Source organism: Lactimicrobium sp., from assembly GCF_036453465.1.
Classification (GTDB): Bacteria; Bacillota_I; Bacilli_A; order Erysipelotrichales; family Erysipelotrichaceae; genus Bulleidia.
In genome coordinates, this window is the sequence record NZ_JAZHUW010000038.1 from 1 (window position 1) to 20639 (window position 20639).

A 20639-nucleotide genomic window follows, 5' to 3' on the forward strand; every position below is an offset into this window, starting at 1 on the left:
AAGGTGACGAAACATATGTTCTGGAATCAACCAAGGGAAGTGTCCCTGAGAACAGAAAATCCCGCCACAGAGGCGGGCATTCTGGTAAACGAGGAATATCCCATGACCGGATCTGTATCGTCACCACAACGGATAGAAATGAGCATGAAATATTCAGTGCGGTCGGTTCATCAAAACCAACCACAAGTATTATAGACGACTTTCTGTCAAAGCACATTGAGAAAGGATCCATTGTCTACGTTGATGGAGCTGCCTGCTACAACAATCTGGCAAATACAGCAGAGTGCAAGGTAAAGCATCTGATTGGGCATGAAAGCTATAACAGAGTTGAGCATCTGAACACAGTGAATTCCATTCATTCAATGATCAAGAGGATCTATGCCTACTACCGTGGAGTAGCAACAAAATATCTGAACAGATACATGGCTTTGTTTATCTTCATGAGAAGGCTGAAAGATATGGACAGCAGTGAAAAATCAGAGAAACTGATAGGCACAATCAAGTGGTTTCACTGCCATATCACCAGGAAGAGTTTAAAGGAAGAGCATTTATTCACTGTTCATGCGGAAAATTAAGAAGCTTTTACCCAAGTGGGTTAATTAAGCGAAAATTTTAAGAAATATTAAAAAAACACTGCCAGTTACGACAGTGTTTTCAATCGATGCTTACTTGTTGTAGCTCTTGTCTTCGTTCTTGACGATGACGTCATGTGCGCCGCCTTCGACAATGGAGGTAGAAGATACCAGTGTCAGGCGTGCCTTGTCCTGCAGTTCCTTGATGGTCAAAGCACCGCAGTTGCACATGGTGGAGCGGATCTTGTAGGTTGTCATATAGACGTTGTCATGCAGGAAGCCGGCATATGGCACATAGGAATCAACACCTTCTTCAAAGGAGAGCTTGCCCTTGCCGCCAAGATCATAGCGCTGCCAGTTCTTTGCACGGTTACTTCCTTCGCCCCAGTACTCCTTGACATAGGCACCATTGACAGTGAGCTTTTCGCCTGGTGCTTCTTCAAAGCGGGAGAAGTATCTGCCCAGCATCACAAAGTCAGCACCCATGGCCAGTGCCAGAACGATGTGGTAGTCATAGACGATGCCGCCATCGGAGCAGATCGGAATATATTCACCGGTTCTTTCAAACCATTCATCACGTGCCTTGGCAACTTCAATGACAGCTGTGGCCTGTCCTCTGCCAATACCCTTTGTCTCACGGGTAATGCAGATGGAACCGCCGCCGATGCCGACCTTGACAAAGTCAGCACCATGTTCTGCCAGGTAGTTGAAGCCGTCCTTGTCTACGACATTGCCGGCACCTACCTTGACCGTATCGCCATACTTTTCCTTGATCCATCCCAGGGCATCTGCCTGCCACTCGGAATAGCCATCTGAGGAATCCAGCACCAGGCAGTCTGCACCGGCATTGACCAGAGCCGGTACACGCTCCTTGTAGTCACGTGTATTGATGCCGGCACCTACCATGAAGCGCTTTTCATCATCGAGCAGTTCCAGCGGATTTTCCTTGTGGGAGGCATAGTCCTTACGGAAAACCAGATAGCACAGATGATCTGCATCATCCACGATCGGCAGTGTGTTGAGCTTGTGCTCCCAGATAATGTCATTGCACTCAGAAAGAGTTGCACTGGCATTGGCTGTCACCAGCTTTTCACGCGGTGTCATGAAGCTGGAAGCCTTCTCGTTACCTGTCATGCGGGAGACACGGTAGTCACGGCTTGTGACAAGACCTACCAGCTTACCGTTCGGGGTACCGTCTTCGGTCACCGGCATGGTGCTGTGGCCGGTCTTTTTGACAAGCTCCAGTACTTCGCTCAAGGTTGTGTCCGGTGTGATGTTGGAATCACTGACGACAAAGCCTGCCTTGGCATTTTTGACCTTGGCGACCATTGCTGCCTCAGATGCGATGGACTGTGACTGGAAGATGAAGGACATGCCGCCTTCCTTGGCCAGAGCGACGCCGAGACGGTCACCGGATACGGACTGCATGACGGCTGAAACCATCGGGATGTTCAAAGACAGAGCCGGCTGTTCACCTTTCTTGAACTTGACCAGAGGTGTGCGCAGACTTACCTTATCCGGAACATTCTCTTTTCTTGTCAGTCCCGGTACCAGAAGATACTCACTGAACGTATGACTCACACTGTCATAGTATGTTGCCATGAATGAATTTTCCTCCTTAAATTGTACCTATTATACAATGCAAAAAATCAAAGTAAACCCTGCTCACGTATTGAGCCCCGCGAACTGGGTCTGATACAGCTTCCAGTACTCTCCCTTTCGTTTCAGCAGCTGTTCATGGCTGCCTTTTTCAACGATAGAACCATTGCTCATAACGACAATCTCATCTACATTGCGGATGGTAGAAAGACGATGGGCAATCACAAAGCTTGTGCGATTCTCCATCAGACTGATCATGGCATTCTGAATGCGCATCTCGGTTCTTGTATCAACTGAGGATGTTGCCTCATCCAGAATCAGAATCTGCGGATCAGACAGTCTTGCCCGGGCAATGGCAAGCAGCTGCCGCTGGCCCTGTGACAACGAGCCGCCCGAAGCATCAATGACGGTATCATAGCCATCTTTCAATGAGGCGATCATTTCATCCGCATTGGCAAAGGCAGCTGCTGCCCGTACCTGTTCATCCGTGGCGAAGGCATCCCCATATGTCAGGTTATTGCGGATCGTATCTGTAAACAAGGATGTATCCTGCAGTACAATACCGATCGTCCTTCTTAAATCATACAGATTCAGATCCTGGATATTCTTTCCATCCAGCAGAATTTCACCGGCATCAATCGGATAAAACCGCAGCAATAAGTTGATCATCGTCGTTTTGCCTGAACCTGTTGCGCCAACAAGAGCGATCTTACTTCCGGCAGGCACATCCAGATTGAAGTCATGAATTACTTGTTTTCCAGGAAGATAAGAAAAATTGACATGGCGGAATTCAACATGGCCCTGTATTGCAGTGACATGTTCTCCTTCCGGGTTCTCCACCTGCTGATCCAGAATTTCAAAGATTCTCTCGGCACCGGCAAGGGCGGTTTCTACCTGGCCAAACAGCTCGGAAAGCTCTGTGATCGGGCGTGAGAACTGCTTGGAGTAAACAATGAAGGCCGAAATGATGCCAACCGTGATCTGCCCTTTGATGGCAAGCCAGGCACCTGCCACTGCGACAATCAGAAAGCCAAGATTGCTTAACACATTCATGAATGGTCCCATCGAACCGGAAATGTTATCTGCCTTAATGCAGGCCGTGGTCAATTGATCTGCTGTATTCTGGAATATGTCATTCAGTTCATCTTCCAGCTGAAATGCCGCACTTGTCTTGATATTGGAGATATATTCCTCCGTCTTACCAGAAAGCTCACCCAATAACTGCTGGCGCAGCAGATAATACTTTGCCATGCTTTTGGAAAGAATGGCCGTGACGATCACCGTCATCACAACAGTCAGGGAGGATAAGGCGGCCAGCGGCACACTGCAGATAAACATCATGATCAGTGTACCTGCCAGCATCAGAACACCTGAGAAAATCGATGACATGGAAGTTGAAATCACCGTGGAGATCTGATCGGCATCATTGGTCATGCGGCTCATCAGATCACCATGGGAATGCCTGTCAAAGTATGGTGCCGGCAGATGAATCATATGGGCAAACAAATCGGCACGGATCCTTTGTACAACCTTCTGTGACAGCCTGGTGGAAAGATATCCCTGTACAAGCAGTGATAATCCATAGATGACATACAGGATGATCATGATTTTCAGATACGGGCCGACACCGGCAAAGTCACCTGCCACAATGCGGTCAACCGCATGACTTTGATAAGTTGGTGCCAGCACTGCTCCAATGACACCGATGGCAGAGATCACAGTCATCAATACAACGGAAGGAATTTCCGCATAGAAATAATGGACCAGACGTTTCAGTGTCTTGCCGGCATTCTTTGGCTTTTCCGTTGGCGCACCGCGCTCAGGACGGCGGCTGAACCCCTTCTGGGCAATGGAAGACTGATACTTTTCAGCCATCTGTTTCATCCCCTTTCATATTCTGCGAACTGCAGATATCCACATATACCGGACAGTTCTTTAGCAATTGTTCATGCGTACCGATACCGGCAAATCTGCCATGATCCAGCACAATGATGCGGTCACACCGTCTTGCTGTGGCAATCCGCTGGGTAATGACAATCGTTGTTATCTGACTCTGCTGTTTGCGCAATGCATTGTAGAAAGCTGCCTCTGTTTCCAGATCCAATGCACTTGTAGCATCATCCAGAATCAATATCTCTGCTTTTTTCACAAGCGCTCTGGCAATGGCAAGACGCTGCTTCTGACCGCCGGACAAAGATGTGCCGCCCTCGGCCACCATTGTGTCATAGCCATCTTTCTGCGCCCGGATGTAATTATCTGCCTGCGCTGTTTTCGCCGCGGCTACAATCTCTTCTTCAGAGGCATCGGGATTGCCATTGGCAATGTTCTGGCGAAGTGTCTCGGAAAACAGTTCACTCTTCTGCATGACAATGGAAATCCGCTTTCGCAAGGCATGTAAATCCCAGTCTTTCACATCCACGCTATCCACCTTCACACTGCCGCCTGTTGCATCATAGAAACGAGGTTGATCATAGATGACTTGCCTGAACCGGTCGAGCCAATGATGGCAGCCGACTGGCCGGAAGGAATCGTGATGCTAAGATCATGCAGGATATCATGATTTCTGTTCTGGTAATGAAACGAAACATGTTCAAACGATACCGTACCAGTCTCTGTTCCTTCCTTTACGGTTCCAGATACAATCGAAGGTTTTGTATCCAGGATTTCCTGCAGACGTGCAGAGGAAGAAATGCCGCGGGACAGGTTCTGGAAGATCGTTGCCAGCATGCGCACACCATTCAGGATCAATGTCACATATGTCACTGCTGCCATCACCGTACCTGGCTCAATCGATCCAGCCTGTACGTCAATGGCACCGGTTTTAATCACGGCAGCTACAGCCAGATTGAAGATCAGGTTCATGACCGGCTGCAGATAGGAAATTCTAAGCAGTACTTCAAACTGGGTCTTTGCCAGGTCATCATTAGACTTCTGGAAGCGGTCATTCTCGCGGTCTTCCTGCACAAATGCCTTAACGACACGCACACCGGAGATATTCTCCCGCATGACCGTATTGACCCGGTCCAGCTTTTCCTGAAGCAGTGTAAACATCGGGGTTGTCTTCCAGACTGTCCAGGCAACCTCAATCAATACAAGCGTAATGGCAATGGCCAGAAACACCTTGAAGTTAAGATCCAAAGACAAAAGGAACCATGTGCCTGCTGCTAAAAAGACAAGAGAGCGCATGCCGCCACGCACCAGGTTGGATAACATCAGCTGTACCTGCTGTACATCCGATGAGATGCGGGTGATCAACGAGCCAGGTGTAAACCGGTCCACTTCAGCAAACGAGAAATGCAGTACTTTGGTAAAGCAGTCCTTACGGATATCATTGCCGGTTTTCTGGCCATAGTTATTGGAAAACACACCGCCGATCCAGCCCATAAAGCCGCCAAGAGCAATCACCACCAGCATCTTTCCCCCAAGCGATCTGACAATAGAAAGATCCGCATTGCCGCCATTGCCAATGCCAAGAATGCCTTCATCCACGATCGCGGCCATCAATTTTGGCTGCACAAGATCGGCATACACTTCCAGTCCTTTGCATAGCATCGCCAACAGGCCAAGCCACCAGTAGCGCAGATAATATTTCTTCATCTTTTTGTCATCTGCCAATGACGCTCCGGAAACGCATCCGGATATTTCTTTTTCCAGCTGGCCAGCAGAATATCCATCATCCGCTGCAGCTCTTTCTGTTCCTCATCACTCAAATCTGTAAACAGCGCATTATTTTCCATCATGACGCGGTCATGATTGGCATGTTCTACTTCAATCCCGGTGGGACTTAACTGCAGGATCACCTGCCGGCGGTCTTTGGGATCTCTTTGACGAACGATCAGGCCGCTGTTTTCCAGCTTTGTCAAAAGCTCTGACAATGATCCCTGCTGGATCTGCATTTCCTGCTGCAGCTGTTTCTGGGTAATGGGACCATATCGATGCAAGAGAAACAGCACCCGGTTCTGGGCCGGCCGCTGTCCTCTGCGATAACTCAGGAAATCGCCGCACATATGGAATGCATGAATCAGATGATGTGTCTGTTCATCCTTGCAGTGATGTTTCTGCTGTTCTCTTTCTTCGCTCATATATCCTCCATTTCATTAGGTGCCTATCGAATTACATGCATGATTCTAGCACTATGTCTGAAATATTCAATAGGTACCTAACATTATTTTCTCCTCTGTTTCCTGGACTGCGTGTACCCAAAGAAAACCAAAGAAGGCAGTGTCTATGCTATAATTGCCGAGGTTATAAGAGGATAAGAATTATGCGCTTAAAAAACAGTTATTTTTTCACTTTGCGTGAAGATGCCAAGGATGAAGATTCGATTTCTTCCAATCTGCTTGTCCGCGGCGGCTTCATTAAGAAGAGTTCAGCTGGTATTTACATGATGCTGCCGATGGGATGGCGGATCATGCAGAAGATCATGAACATCATCCGGGATGAAATGGACAAGACGGGTTGTCAGGAACTGCTGATGCCGGCTCTGATTCCGGAAGATATCTATATTGCCTCCGGCAGACGTGCCGGCTTTGGTCATGATATGTTCTCTCTGAAAGACCGCAAGGGACAGAACTATGTATTAGGTCCGACCCATGAGGAGCTGTTTGCCATTGCAGCCAAGATGCAGATCCGTTCCTATAAGGATATGCCCTTCTCACTGTATCAGTTTGAGACAAAGTTTCGTGATGAACCAAGACCCCGCTATGGCCTGATCCGTGTACGTGAGTTCATCATGAAGGATGCCTATACATTCGACAAGGATGAAGCTGGACTTGATGTAGCATATCAGAAGCAGTTCAATGCTTACAAGAACATCATGAACCGCCTGCATCTCAACTACGTCATTGTCCGTGCTGATACCGGTGTCATGGGCGGCCTGCTTTCCGAAGAATTCCAGGCCCTTGCACCGATGGGTGAAGATACCCTGGTACTGTGTGATTCCTGTGACTTTGCCTCCAATATTGAAGTTGCTCCATGCAAGCCGGAAATCCCTGCGGAAAAGGAAGAAGAAAAAGAGCTTGTTCTGGAAGCAACACCGCATTCCCGTACGATTGAGGAAGTGGCCGATCACTTCCATCTGCCTGCCAAGAAGTTTGTCAAGACACTGATCTATTCCGTAGATGGTGCCCCGGTGGCGGTGATGGTACGCGGTGATCGTGATGTCAATGAGACCAAGCTGAGAAAGTTCCTGAAGGCCACAGAGGTTGAACTGGCCTCCCCTTCTGTTGTGGAAGAAGTCACACATGCTGAGGTTGGCTTTGCCGGTCCGATCGGCATTGACTGCCCTGTCTATGCCGATGAAGAAGTCAAGTACATGCAGAACTTCATTGTCGGTGCCAACAAGACAGGCTATCATTACTGCAATGTGAATCTCAAGGACTTCAAGGTGGAAGCTTTTGCGGATCTGCGCAACATCATGGAAGGCGATATCTGCCCGAACTGCGGCGGCCGTATTCACTTTGCCCATGGCATTGAAGTCGGCAATACCTTCAAGCTTGGCACCAAGTATTCCAAGGCTCTGGATCTGCAGTACCTCGATGCCAATAACAAGCTGCAGTATGTCTGGATGGGATCCTATGGTATCGGCCCGGCCCGTGCCATGGCTGCCCTTGCTGAACAGAATGCCGATGAAAACGGCATTAACTGGCCGAAGGACCTCGCTCCGTACCAGGCTGCGATCATCATCATTTCTACCAAGGATGAAGCCCAGAACGAAGCTGCTGAAAAGCTGTATGAACAGCTGGAGAAAGCCGGTGTGGAAGTGCTGCTGGATGATCGAGATACAAGACCTGGTGTCAAGTTCAAGGACATGGATCTGATTGGCATTCCTTACCGCATCACCGTGGGCCGCGGCATCAAGGATGGCATGGTTGAGCTCAAGCCAAGAACCGGAGAAAAGATGGATGTACCGGTTGATCAGGCAGCTGAAAAGCTGATTGAAGAGCTTAAGAAGTAAACAGCAATCATACAAACAGAAAAACTTCAGGAAATCAGATGTCATTGATCGCCTGAAGTTTTTATTATGGCATAAGAAAAACATGCACTCGTCTGAATGCATGTTTTGTATGATCAGTGCTTCTTTGTCTTGATCTCTTCATCCAGATCAGCAATGAACTGATCCAGAGACTTCTTGACTTCTTCCTTGGAGCCATACCGTCTGACGGTGACACCATGATCTTTGATCTCGCCATCACCGACAACGACTTCTACCGGAATACGGCTTGTCTGTGCTTCACGGATTCTGTAGCCAAGCTTTTCATTGCGGTCATCCAGCTCAGCATGGATGCCATGGCTGCGCAGTGTCTTGACAATCTCAGCAGCGTAGTCGCCATGAGCTTCCGGAGATACCGGGATCACAACGACCTGTCTTGGTGCCAGCCACAGCGGCAGGTTGCCCTTTGTCTCTTCCAGCAGGAAGGCAATGAAACGATCCAGGGAGCCAAGAATGGCACGGTGGATGACAACCGGTCTCTTTCTGGAACCATCCTTGTCAACATACTCGAGCTCAAAGCGCTCCGGCAGCTGGTAGTCCAGCTGAATGGTAGACAGTGTTACTTCATGGCCGATGGCACTGTGAACCTGTACATCAATCTTCGGTCCATAGAAGGCAGCCTCACCAACAGCCTCATAGTACTTGACGCCCATTTCCTTCAGCACTTCTCTTAACTGTGCCTCGCTCTTCTCCCAGAGCTCATCATTGCCGAAGTACTTATCCTTGTTGTTGACATCACGCAGGGACAGGCGGAAGGAATATTCATCAAAGCCGAAGTCCTTATAGACATCCAGAATCAGATGGGTGATGTTCTTGATTTCATCGGCGATCTGGTCCGGACGGCAGAAGATGTGAGAGTCATTCTGGGTGAAGGATCTTGCTCTTTCAATACCGGTCAGAGCACCGGATGCCTCATAGCGGAAGTCATCCGCAATCTCGGCAATTCTTACCGGCAGATCACGATAGGAATGCAGCGTGCTCTTATAGATGATCATGTGCTCCGGGCAGTTCATCGGGCGCAGCACATACTCATCACCATCTCTGGACATGATCGGGAACATATCGTCCTTGTAGTGAGCCAGATGGCCGGAAATCTTATACAGCTTTGTGCTGGCCACAGACGGTGTCTTGACATGGATATATCCCTGGGCAAGCTCCTTGTCCATGATATAGTCAGACAGCGTTCTTCTGACTGTGAAGCCATTTGGCAGCCACATCGGCATACCGGCACCAACCGTCTCGGAGAACATGAACATCTGCAGTTCCTTGCCAAGCTTTCTGTGATCGCGCTGCTTGGCATCTTCCAGCTGGGCCAGATACTCATCCAGCTCTTCCTGGGTCGGGAAGCAGACACCATAGATACGCTGCAGAACCTTGTTGTTCTTGTCACCCTTCCAATAAGCACCGCTGTGCTTGATCAGCTTGAAATAGCGGCACTGCTTGGTGCTCTTGACATGCGGACCACGGCACAGATCCGTGTAATCACCCTGGGTGTACATGGAAATATTTGTGCCCTCCGGCATTCTCATGATCAGATCGATCTTGTACGGATCATCCTTGAACTGTTCCAGAGCCTCTTCTCTTGTGATTTCATGGCGCACAATGAGCTTGTCAGCCTTGCAGCACTTCTTCATTTCCTTTTCTATCTTAGGCAGATCCTCATCACGGATGACATCATTGCCCAGATCCATATCATAGTAGAAGCCCTCTTCCACAACCGGTCCTACCCAGAACTTGGCCTGCGGATACAGATGCTTCACTGCCTGTGCCATCACATGGGCACAGGAATGGTTCAGTGTCTTCAATTCTTCATTTTCCTTGAAATTGATCATATTCTCCTCCTGCATAAAAAAACAGCATCCCAATGAAAGGACGCTGTGATCTGCGCGGTACCACCTAACTTCCCGTGTATTTACACGGACTCTTGACTTGCGTTAACGCCGCCGACGGCCATCCCTTTCAGGGGCTGTTTGCAGGTAGTAATCACATCAGCTCTGCACTGCCTTGCACCCTGCGGCAGCTCTCTTTGCCAGAAGATTGATGCGACCATGTCCTGGTCATCACATTTCGCGAATATTATCGGCCGCTCCGTTTTGTTTGTCAAGCTTAGAACAACGACATCTGATTGGACTCAGAAAGATCTCCAATGGCACCTAACTGTTCCAGCTTCTTTAACATAGCTGCGGAAAGCTGGGTGCGCTTGAGAATATCCTCCTTGGACAGGAAAGGATTCTCCTCTCTTGCCTCAACGATGCTCTTGGCAACGTTGGCACCAAGGCCGTCAACCACCGTAAATGGCGGAATGATTGTGTGCTTGTCTTCCGGCTGTACACTGAAGTGGGTTGCCTGTGACTTGTTGATATCGACATTGGCAATCCGGTATCCGCGGGCATACATCTCCTCGCATACTTCCAGCGTGGAATACAGTGCTTTCTCTTTGTTGGACACCGGTGGATTGGCAAACTTGTCATTGGAGCGGTCCATGATGTCCTTCATTCTGGCCTGAATGGCCTCAAAGCCTTTGGTCATCGTCTCGATCTCATAGGCATCGCAGCGCAGTGAAAGATACTGAATATAGAAAGACCATGGCTCATGGACCTTATACCAGGCAATACGAAGTGCCATCATCACATAGGCAACCGCATGTGCCTTCGGGAACATGTACTTGATCTTCTTACAGGAATCAATGTACCACTGCGGCACATTGTGTGCCTTCATGTTCTCTTCCTGATCCGGGCGCAGGCCTCTTCCCTTACGAACATCCTCCATCGTCTTGAAGGCATCAATCGGCTTGAGATTTTTCTCCAACAGATACGTCATGATATCATCACGGCATCCGATGACCTCTGACAGCGGATGGCCTGCCCGGACCAGATCCTGCGCATTGCCCGCCCAGACATCCGTACCATGAGACAGACCTGAGATAATGACAAGGTCAGAGAACTTCTTGGGCCGTGTTTCTTCCAGGACTTTTCTGGTTGTCCGGGTACCAAATTCCGGTAATCCAAGTGCGCCTGTCTCACGCGTATAGATGCGCGGATCAGCCTTGAGTGCCTTGTCCGAAGAGAACAGTGACAAAGTCTCCGGATCATTCATCGGCAGAGTCAATGGCTTTCTGTCTGCAATCGTCTGCAATAACCTCATTGCGGTTGGATCGACGTGGCCAAGAATATCAAATTTCAGGACGTTATCATGAATATCATGGAAGTCGTAGTGGGTTGTCATCCAAGAAGAATTCGGATCATTGGCCGGGAACTGGACCGGGGTGAAATCCTCGGCCTCATGGTCTTCAGGAATGATGATGATGCCGCCAGGATGCTGGCCGGTAGTCCGCTTGACATTCTGACAATGTGCCGCCAGATATTCCTTCATCGGCCGGCGCATCGTGATATTCATCTTCTCACAATAGCCTGACACATAACCAAAGGCCGTCTTTTCGGCCACGGTGCCGATTGTACCAGCTCGAAACGCATGGTCTTCACCAAAGATTTCTCTGATGAAGGCATGGGCACGCCACTGGTATTCATTGGAGAAGTTCAGATCGATATCAGGGACCTTATCGGCATTGAAGCCAAGGAAGGTCTGGAATGGAATGTTATGGCCATTGCCCTTCATCATGTGACCGCACTTGGGACATTTCTTGTCCGGCAGATCAAAGCCGGATTTGACTTCCGGATCATCGATCCACTCGGAATAGTGGCAGTGCGGGCAGAGATAATGCGGCTCCAGGGCATTGACTTCGGTAATGCCGGCCATCGTTGCCGTAAAGGAAGATCCTACTGATCCTCTTGAACCAACCACATAGCCGTCCTCATTGCTCTTTTTCACAAGCAGATGGGCAATGTAATAGTGCACGCCGAAACCGTTGCGGATGATGTTATCCAGCTCACCATCCAATCTATCTGTCACGATCTTGGGAATCTTGCCTTCGTACTCATACATCTTCTTTGCCGTGGCATGGCAGATCTGACGAAGCTTTTCATCAGATCCCTCAATGCTTGGCGGGAAAGTCCCATCCGGTACCGGACGGAAATCTTCCAGCGTATCAAACAGCTTGTTTGGATTCTGCACAACAATCTCATCAATCAGCTGAGGATCCTCAAGCCAGGCAAACTCGTCCTTCATCTCCTGGGTCATACGGATATGCTGCTCAGGATTCGGGGTTCTGTGACGCAGAGAATCATCACGGATATACAGCGGATGAGCTACACCGCCTACCCCCTGGGCCATAATATACACATCCCGGAAGATCTTCTGGTCCTTTGTGCAGTAATGAGCATCAGAGTCCGCAATGACCGGCTTGCCAAGCTTCTTTGCCATCTTGATGATACGGCGGATGACATCCTTGAGTCTGTCCTTGCTGGGTACATTCCCCATCGCTAAAAATACCGAGAAGTTAGACAGCGGCTGTACCTCGACATAGTCATAGAAGGACATCGCTTCTTCCAGGCGCTTGTCATCGCCATTACAGGCCAGCTCAAACACATCGCTGTTATAGCAGGCCGTACCAAATAACAGATTCTTATGGCGCTTTTCAAGTGATGAGCGCAGAATGCGCGGTTCAGCTGCTACATCTCCGCCGCCTTCCTTGCCACCCTTGCCCATGACCGCAAGTGTCTTGATATTGGATTCGGTAATCAGCTTATAGAGATCCTTGATGCCGGCATGGTTTTTAGCAACCACACAGATGTGGCTGCGGCGTACTTTCTTGAAGTCTTCCGGACCTGCCAGTTTATCCTGCAGATCGCGGATGGTCTTACAGCCATGCTTTTCACGGGCATCGGTCATCAGACACATGAAGACGCCGGCCAGCGCTTCCGCATCATAGTCGGCACGATGGGCCACTTCTTCATCATATTCCACGTGGTAATAACGTGAGATATTGCCAAGCTTATAGGCCCTTCTTTCTCGCAGAATCGCTCTTGCCATATCCAGAGTATCAATGACCGGATTCATCAAAGGCGGCTGACCGATACGGCGCAGTTCTTCATTCAGGAAGTAATAGTCGAAGGTTGCATTGTGGGCCACCATCACATCATCACCAATCCAGTCGACGATCTTTTTCCAGCATTCCTTAAATGGCTTGGCATTGGCAACCATCGCATTGGAAATATTGGTTTTAGCAGTGATGTAGGCAGGAATCGGAAACGGCGGTTTGACAAACATCTGCAGACGGTCAACGACTGTGCTGTTTTTCAGCTTGACCGCACCGAATTCAATGATCGAATCATAGTAGCAGGAAAGACCTGTTGTCTCTAAGTCAAACGAGACATACTCGACATCATCAATCGGTGTATCAATCGCATTACGCACAATGGTCAGCCGGTCAGCGGCCATGTTGAACTCACAGCCAAAACCAATCCGGAAATTGCGGTCAGGATCTTTTTTGCGGTTGTCCAGCACCTGATCATAGGCCTTCTTGAAGGACTGACAGTCCGCATGATCGGTGATGACAATGCCATCCTGGCCGATATCAAACACATATTTGACAATGGATTTAGGATCACACACACCATCCATTTCAGACATGTTGGTATGCATATGCCATTCGATTCTCTTCTTCGGAGCATCATCCACGGGCATCTTCGGCTTTTCCAGCTTGGTGATCTGAGAAGCCATCACACACAGATCCCTGGCAAAGTTATCCATCTCAATGCGGCCATAGATGCGCACCCGGTCGCCATTGCTGATTTCATGCATCGTATCACGGTCCAGGCCGCGGCCCTCAAACCGCTTGACCAGAATCGCATCCGTGCCATCATAGACTTTCATCGTCTGAATCAGTTTCTTGGTCTTGGTTTCAATTTCTTCCAGAGAAAAGATATCCGCATCAAACTGGATATCCTCCATCGGTCCTTCGACATCCTTCAGCTCGATATGGTCATAGTCTTCCGGCTTGACATGGTAGTACTTCTTCTTCGGCATCGGGGCAGGCTTTGGGGCTTCCGGAATGACATCAAGATCCACCTTTTTGATTTCTTCGGCTTCGGCATGATGAAAATCACAGGACAGATCCAGAGCCGGCAGACCGCATTGTTCCAGAAAATCATGAAGCGGTGTCAGATAGGAAGACACAACTTTCTTTTCATTCTCACTGGCACAGAGAAAAGATACCCTGCCGTTTTCTCTGTCATACATCATGTTGGACAAAGAAATGGCAGCGCCGCAGCGTCGGCAGTACAGGTCAATATAGCTGCTCAGGCAGCTGCGGTCAGCTTCGTGCCGGTCCGCATGGATGGTAAGTGTGATAGTGGATCCGGTCAACTGGTGCAGCTGTGCACACAGCCTGTCATAGGATTCTTCTTTGAGAATTCCGCTTGTATGCAGTATCACTTCCACTCGGTTTTCTGCCCGGTAAAATTTAACATTGGTAACACCGGCATCCGCCAGAACAGGATCATCCTGTACCAGGGATCCATGATTGATTTCATTCAGCTTTTCTGACATTCTTATTTCCTTCGCGCCAATAATGATAGCACACCCGACAAGAAAAACACTTCCCGCAAATGGAAAGTGCTTTTCGAAATATCTGCTGGTGATCTCAGCCAATCTGACAGCCGCCGATGCTGCGGATGCGCAGCACATGGGCACTGCCCCTGCCAAACACACCATCCAGTGTCTCAAGATACTTACTGGTCAGATGCTTTGGCACAAAGGCCTGAATCGTACCGGCAAAACCGCCGCCATGGACACGGAAGGCACCTTCCTTACCAAGTACTTCCTCACTCAAGGCAAGGCCGATGGCCAGAGCCTGGTGCTTTGCATCGCCATTAACCTTGACATTCTGCAGATACATGAAACTGGACCGGCCGGATTCATTGACAAGATCCAGGAATCTCTGCACATCCTTTGCCTGCAGTGCTTCTTTTTCTTCCTTAGCACGTGCAGTCTCATTCAGGAAATGATACGCACGTAAGAAGGCACGGTCGCCGCACTTTTCCCGGATTTCAACGGCATGGGAAAGCAGATCAGCCATGGTGACACGGCTGAGTACTTCCTGGCCCATGACAGCTGCAGCTTCCTTCATTTCAGCCGGGATCAGAGAATATTCATCGGAAAGATCGGCATGGGAAGCCTTGCAGTCGGTGATGACAAGATCAAAGCCAAGGGCATCCAGATCAAGATCGAGATGTTCAATGACCGGATTTTCTCTGTCATAGAAGTCAATGGCAACAAAGCCGCCGGTTGCACATGCCATCTGGTCCATCAGACCGCTGGCTTTCATAAAATATGTATTTTCCGCATACTGACCATACTTGGCAACATCTGTGGAGCCGATGGCTCCGTCATTGAACAGGTCGGAGAAAATGGTGCCGATCAGCACTTCAAAGGCAGCCGAGGATGACATGCCGGATCCTGGCAGGACATCACTTTCGGCATAGCAGCCAAAGCCGGATACCTTGTATCCATGATTGACAAAGGCAGCCGCAATGCCGCGGATCAAAGACTCGGTTGTGTTCTTTTCTTCCGGATGAATGGCAAGATCCGAGATATCAACCGGCTTGGCCTTGAATTCATCAGCAGTATACGTGACAACATTGTCATGACTCGGTACAACAACAGCCGCAATATCGAGGTTCAGGCTGGCTGCCAGTACACGGCCAAGCTGGTGGTCGGTATGGTTGCCGCCGACTTCGGTTCTGCCCGGTGCCGAGAAAAATACAGCTTCTTTGTCACCGAAGCGGGCTTTGCCTTCATCGCACAGATGGCTGTACCGGTTTCTTGCATACATGATTCCTTCGGTACCATACAGCTTTGCAAAGCTTTCATCAAATACGCCATTGATTACATCTTGTTTGAGCTCACTGATTGCTTTCATCTTTTCCTCCAATTATTTATCTGCTCAGTTTTTCAAATGCATTGCGGGCAGCATTCTGCTCCGCCTGCTTTTTGCTTGATCCTTTTCCTGTCCCCATGACTAGATCATCGACCATACAGTTCATTTCAAACACAGGATTATTCGGTGTGCCGCTTTCATGCACCAGCACATAGTGCACCTGCCGGCTGCTGTCAGCCTGCACATATTCCTGCAGCTTTGTCTTATAGTCATGAATCACGCCGACATCTTCCGGATGGGCAAGGCGCGGCGTAATCACTTCATTGAGAATATTGTCTACAGCAGGCATGCCCTGATCCAGAAACAAAGCACCAAGAAATGCTTCCATCATATCGGCAATAATCGCATCCTTGTCACGGCCGCCGCTCTTCTCTTCACCACTGCCCAGCAGCAGGAAATCATTCAGATGCAATTGTCTTGCATAGATTGCCAGCGCCTTCTCACATACAAGCTGGGCACGCAGCCGTGTCATCTGCCCTTCGGAAATATTCAATGGCCAGATAGCATTGGAACTCCAAAGCTGCAGTACCGCATCACCCATGAATTCCAGACGCTCATTATCATGATGACTGCGATGTTCATGGGCATAGGAAGAATGCATAAACGCCTGATGAATCATCTCTGTATTCTTCACGGTAATGCCTCTGTTTTTCAGCCAGTCAATAATATCCATGTGTGTAACCCCTCCTAATCCGCAACAGATGAATTCTGATTTTCTGCATATGCCAGCAGCCTTGCAAAGTCAGGATCATCCTGGTGTTCCATGACATAGGCTGCATCTTTGCGTGCTGTTTCAATCACCGCCTGATCGGTAACCGGATTGCCAAGAATGAAATCCGGTACGCCGCTTTGTCTTGTTCCAAGTATATCACCCGGTCCGCGCAGCCGTAAATCTTCCCAGGAGATCTCAAAGCCGTTGTTGGAATGAACAAGGACATTGAGCCGTTTCGCCACTTCCGGATCCTTTGATCCTGACAGCAGATAGAAATAGCCCTGCGCTGAGCCCCGCTGCACACGGCCGCGCAGCTGATGCAATTGCGACAGGCCGAAGCGGTCGGCATCATACACAATCATGCCGGTCGCATTGACCACATTCATGCCAACCTCCACCACCGTCGTAGAAACAAGCACCTGGATCTTGTTGCTGGCAAAATCATGCATCACATCCTGCTTTTCCTGCGAAGACATACGGCCATGCAGGATACCAATCTGATAGTCTTTGAATAACTTTGTGAGATTCTTTGCCACATCCATCACATTGCGGGCATCATAGCCATCTGTCTTTTCCACGGCTGCACAGATGACATACAGCTGATGGCCGCTCTTTAAAAGTGACATAATCTGCGGCAGCACAGAACGGAAACTGTTTTCCTGGATGTATACCGTCTTTGGAATCTTACGGCCGGCCGGCATCGTTTCAATCGTAGAGATCGACATATCACCAAACAGCGTTGCGGCAAGTGTGCGCGGGATCGGTGTGGCACTCATCAACAGGAAATCACACTTGTCTCCCTTTTCAAACAAAGCACGCCGCTGCCGCACCCCAAAGCGCTGCTGTTCATCCGCCACGACCATGCCAAGACGATGGAACGATACATTTTCCTGCAGAATGGCATGGGTGCCGATCAGGATATCGATCTTTCCATCCGCTGTATCTTCCAGCACCTGCTGCTTTTCCTTTGGCTCCATGCCGCTGTAGATGACAGCAATGCGGGTGCCTGTTCCTTTTAGCAGTTCCCCAATGGAAGAAAGATGCTGGCGGGCAAGGATTTCCGTCGGGGCAAGCAATGCTGCCTGATAGCCACTTGTCACACATGCATACATACCCAAGGCTGCCACTGCGGTCTTGCCGCAGCCTACATCTCCCTGCACCAGCCGGTACATCAGGTGATCACTGGAGAGATCTTCCAGGATCTCATGGAGTACTTTATCCTGATCCGGTGTCAAAGCATATGGCAGACGTGAAATCACCTGCTTCAGTTTCTTTTCATCATAGAACCGAGGCTGCTTGAATACACCGTTTGCATTTTTATTATGCAGCATAGCCACAGCTGTCAGATACTTCAGGAATTCTTCGTACTTCAAAGTGCGCACCGCACTTTGTACATCATGCATGCTTTCTGGAAAATGAATGCGCTGCAGAGCATCATAGCGCCGCAGCAGACGATGGCGCGTCATAAACTGCTGGGGCACATCATCCTGGATCTCATTCTCCACAGCATCAAACACATGGCGCACAAGCGTGCGTACACTTCTCTGCTGGATGCCTGCATGCAGCGCATAAACCGGCACAAGAGCAGGATGGGCAGACAATGGCTTTGTATCATAGCTCATCGCAGTTACCTTGCCGCTTCCCATATAGATGCCCTGAATGGTCAATACCTGTTCCAAAGCAAGGCTGGATGCCCAGGGCCGGTTGAAGATCGTAATCTTTAACAACTGTTCCCCCATCATCACCTGAAAGTTTGTCGTGACAAGACGGCCATGACGCCAGGAACGCGGCAAAGAGGCAACCCGTGCCTCAAAAGTCACATGTTCTTTGATGGCCCAGGAAGTAAAGGGTGTTTCCTGAAAAGAATCATAGCGGATCGGATAATAGGATAGCACTGCATCGGTATCATCCAGTCCCAGTGCCTCACATAATTCAATCTGTTTTTTACTCAGCCGGAGGCTGTGATCATGCAGGTCCATAACAAAGAAATTATACCATTGAATGCAGATACGATACACGTACACAGCCTTTGTACTTTTTCTTAGAAGCAATGATTTTTTTCGCAAATTCACGCATCTCACGATATATCAAACGAAAAGGCAGTACATTGCTGCACTGCCTTATTTGCCTTATGGAGTCTATACATATGCTGCACATGTGTGCGCCATTTGTATGAACTGGCTCAATTACAAAAGCCGCTTCCCGTTTTGTTGAATATAAATAAATAATTTATCTTCCCTTTAATGAGACTTTCATGACGGTTGGGCTGCCATCCACGAGCAGATTGGCTGTGATTTCATCTTTGCCTGTGGCAAGGGAGATGATCTTTGCCTCACTGAGCTGGCGCAGCTGCTGATACTGCTGCTGCATTTCCGGTGTGTAAGAAGATGGATTGTCACTGGTGAGGAAGACGCCGCCATAGATGGCATTGATCCTTGCCAGGTCCATCTTCTGTTTTTCATTCATTTTGATGTTGTCTTTTCTTAACAGGAAGACATCCGGATCATTGCGCCATGCTCTGCCGTCAATGCCATGGCGTACCACCGTATTGATAATGGTATGCGCTGAGGAAATTCTTTCCTTGTGCAGCGGCTTCATGTACCACACATCATCCCATGACAAAGACATATCCGGGCCGATCCGGCAGTAGTCAACAAGTCCAAAGGCAGGAAACAGCGGTACGCCGCAGCCAAGGATCAGATGATCTTTACATAAAGAGCGCAGATAGATCATGGCCCTGTGCATGCGGGCAGCTCTTGTTTCATTGGCTGTCGGCTTCATTGCGACCGCAAACAGGAAATCCAGCTTAACAAGATCAAAACCCCATTCATTGAAGATCCTGTCAAAGACCTGTTTCAGATAGGCTCTGACTTCCTGGTTGTCAAAATCCAGGGCATAGTAGCCCGACCAGTTGCTGCCGGCAGACAGCGGATGGCCGTCTTCCTGCAGGAACCAGTCAGGATGGTTCTGATACAGGCTGGATTTGGTCTCAGCCACATATGGCGCCAGCCACAGACCGGCAAGATAGCCATCTTTATGAATCCGGTCAGCCTGGTCCTTCATGCCGCCTGGAAATTTGTTCTGATCTGCTTCCAGCCAGTCCCCAACATACGGCTCCCAGCCATCATCAATCTGGAACAGATCGCCCTGTTTCAAGATCGTACTGCAGCCGGCAAGATCATCCTGGATTGCATCCGCATTGATATCCTGATAGCGGTTGTACCAGGAGGAGTAGCCATACAGCTTTGCTGCTGCCCGGCTGGTAATGCCAAGCTCCTTGAACCAGCCGTCAAACACTTCCTTCTCACTGCCGGATGCCTGGAAAAGATCCAGCACATGATAGCGGCCATCCATCGTGACATCGCTGACATCCCGCTCCATGGTCAAAACCTGCTTGTTGGCATCATAGATGAATCTTGTATAGCCAGGATCCTCATCCAGTGAGCCAAACAGATGGTAGATATTGTTCAGCCGGAAATATGCCCAGCTGTAACCCGTAAAGATGCCGCGCTTATGGCCATAGTGTGTAAATGCTTCATCACCGGACTTGTCCAGTCCATACTTGCGGATAACAAAGGAAGGTACACCCTGCATACTGCGGTCTAAGTCATGGGGATCATGCTCAGGACAGTATGTCCATGACTGAAAGCCATTGACAAAAATCTTCTCACTTGTCTGCAGCGGAAAGTTCACACGGCAGACGCATGACGCAATGGTCTCATGGCTTAAATTGACGGCAATCTCGGTCTTTTCCTGCGCTTCAACTTCACCCTGATACGTATTCTGATCTGTTTTCAAATACCAGCTGATTTTCATTTTGTCTCTTCTTTCTTCGCAGCTGTCATAAGCAAATGAAAATGTCCCACGATCGTTTAATGAAAATGTCCCATTGAGATCAAGCATCTATTAGTGATACAGCATCATCTG

The 20639-nt window shown here is 49.2% G+C and carries 11 protein-coding genes, 1 pseudogene and 1 other annotated feature; of the genes and pseudogenes, 2 read left to right on the forward strand and 10 right to left on the reverse strand.

Features of this window, described 5'->3' with window-relative positions:
- A partial coding sequence (locus SOI44_RS08785; RefSeq protein WP_331348838.1) for an IS1595 family transposase occupies positions 1-575 on the forward strand: 575 nt, incomplete at its 5' end.
- Positions 576-665: 90 nt separating this feature from the next.
- Here SOI44_RS08785 and SOI44_RS08790 read toward each other — a convergent pair.
- The 4 genes and pseudogenes from SOI44_RS08790 to SOI44_RS08810 all read right to left on the reverse strand — a co-directional run bounded on the left by SOI44_RS08790 (position 666) and on the right by SOI44_RS08810 (position 6253).
- Complete coding sequence (locus SOI44_RS08790; RefSeq protein WP_331348839.1) at positions 666-2174, reverse strand: IMP dehydrogenase; 1509 nt, start codon at positions 2172-2174, stop codon at positions 666-668.
- A gap of 63 nt (positions 2175-2237) precedes the next feature.
- Positions 2238-4046 (reverse strand): ABC transporter ATP-binding protein, encoded by a 1809-nt coding sequence (locus SOI44_RS08795; RefSeq protein WP_331348840.1) that lies wholly within the window; start codon positions 4044-4046, stop codon positions 2238-2240.
- Positions 4039-5768: pseudogene (locus SOI44_RS08805) on the reverse strand (ABC transporter ATP-binding protein). Before SOI44_RS08805 ends, SOI44_RS08795 begins: the two are co-directional and overlap by 8 nt.
- The gene (locus tag SOI44_RS08810) at positions 5765-6253 is read right to left on the reverse strand and encodes a MarR family winged helix-turn-helix transcriptional regulator (protein WP_331348843.1); all 489 of its coding nucleotides are present in this window, start codon (positions 6251-6253) and stop codon (positions 5765-5767) included. The pseudogene SOI44_RS08805 and the gene SOI44_RS08810 overlap by 4 nt, the downstream one beginning before the upstream one ends.
- Before the next feature lie 182 nt (positions 6254-6435).
- On the opposite strand from SOI44_RS08810, the gene SOI44_RS08815 reads away from it, so the two are divergent.
- The gene (locus tag SOI44_RS08815) at positions 6436-8127 is read left to right on the forward strand and encodes a proline--tRNA ligase (protein WP_331348844.1); all 1692 of its coding nucleotides are present in this window, start codon (positions 6436-6438) and stop codon (positions 8125-8127) included.
- 113 nt (positions 8128-8240) lie between these two features.
- Here SOI44_RS08815 and thrS read toward each other — a convergent pair whose 3' ends face one another.
- The 6 genes from thrS to SOI44_RS08845 form a co-directional block, all read right to left on the reverse strand.
- Positions 8241-9995, reverse strand: coding sequence for a threonine--tRNA ligase (thrS, locus tag SOI44_RS08820; protein WP_331348845.1), 1755 nt, complete (start codon positions 9993-9995; stop codon positions 8241-8243).
- Positions 9996-10028: 33 nt separating this feature from the next.
- Positions 10029-10233 (reverse strand) — a binding site (T-box leader).
- Positions 10234-10269: 36 nt separating this feature from the next.
- Positions 10270-14610: a PolC-type DNA polymerase III gene (locus SOI44_RS08825; protein WP_331348846.1), complete on the reverse strand. Its 4341-nt coding sequence runs from the start codon at positions 14608-14610 to the stop codon at positions 10270-10272.
- Between the two features lie 94 nt (positions 14611-14704).
- The gene (locus SOI44_RS08830; protein ID WP_331348847.1) at positions 14705-15982 is read right to left on the reverse strand and encodes a galactokinase; all 1278 of its coding nucleotides are present in this window, start codon (positions 15980-15982) and stop codon (positions 14705-14707) included.
- Between the two features lie 16 nt (positions 15983-15998).
- Positions 15999-16673: a ribonuclease III gene (gene rnc, locus SOI44_RS08835; protein ID WP_108775798.1), complete on the reverse strand. Its 675-nt coding sequence runs from the start codon at positions 16671-16673 to the stop codon at positions 15999-16001.
- Between the two features lie 14 nt (positions 16674-16687).
- Positions 16688-18691, reverse strand: a complete 2004-nt coding sequence (locus SOI44_RS08840) for an ATP-dependent DNA helicase RecG (RefSeq protein ID WP_331348848.1) — start codon at positions 18689-18691, stop codon at positions 16688-16690.
- Between the two features lie 250 nt (positions 18692-18941).
- Complete coding sequence (locus SOI44_RS08845) at positions 18942-20528, reverse strand: glycoside hydrolase family 36 protein (protein WP_331348849.1); 1587 nt, start codon at positions 20526-20528, stop codon at positions 18942-18944.
- Positions 20529-20639: the final 111 nt, after the last annotated feature.

Bases quoted from the DNA above. Each gene is read 5' to 3' on its own strand.
- SOI44_RS08790 (WP_331348839.1), bottom strand. From the start codon at position 2,174: ATGGCAACATACTATGACAGTGTGAGTCATACGTTCAGTGAGTATCTT.
- SOI44_RS08795 (WP_331348840.1), bottom strand. From the start codon at position 4,046: ATGGCTGAAAAGTATCAGTCTTCCATTGCCCAGAAGGGGTTCAGCCGC.
- SOI44_RS08810 (WP_331348843.1), bottom strand. From the start codon at position 6,253: ATGAGCGAAGAAAGAGAACAGCAGAAACATCACTGCAAGGATGAACAG.
- SOI44_RS08815 (WP_331348844.1), top strand. From the start codon at position 6,436: ATGCGCTTAAAAAACAGTTATTTTTTCACTTTGCGTGAAGATGCCAAG.
- thrS (WP_331348845.1), bottom strand. From the start codon at position 9,995: ATGATCAATTTCAAGGAAAATGAAGAATTGAAGACACTGAACCATTCC.
- SOI44_RS08825 (WP_331348846.1), bottom strand. From the start codon at position 14,610: ATGTCAGAAAAGCTGAATGAAATCAATCATGGATCCCTGGTACAGGAT.
- SOI44_RS08830 (WP_331348847.1), bottom strand. From the start codon at position 15,982: ATGAAAGCAATCAGTGAGCTCAAACAAGATGTAATCAATGGCGTATTT.
- rnc (WP_108775798.1), bottom strand. From the start codon at position 16,673: ATGGATATTATTGACTGGCTGAAAAACAGAGGCATTACCGTGAAGAAT.
- SOI44_RS08840 (WP_331348848.1), bottom strand. From the start codon at position 18,691: ATGGACCTGCATGATCACAGCCTCCGGCTGAGTAAAAAACAGATTGAA.
- SOI44_RS08845 (WP_331348849.1), bottom strand. From the start codon at position 20,528: ATGAAAATCAGCTGGTATTTGAAAACAGATCAGAATACGTATCAGGGT.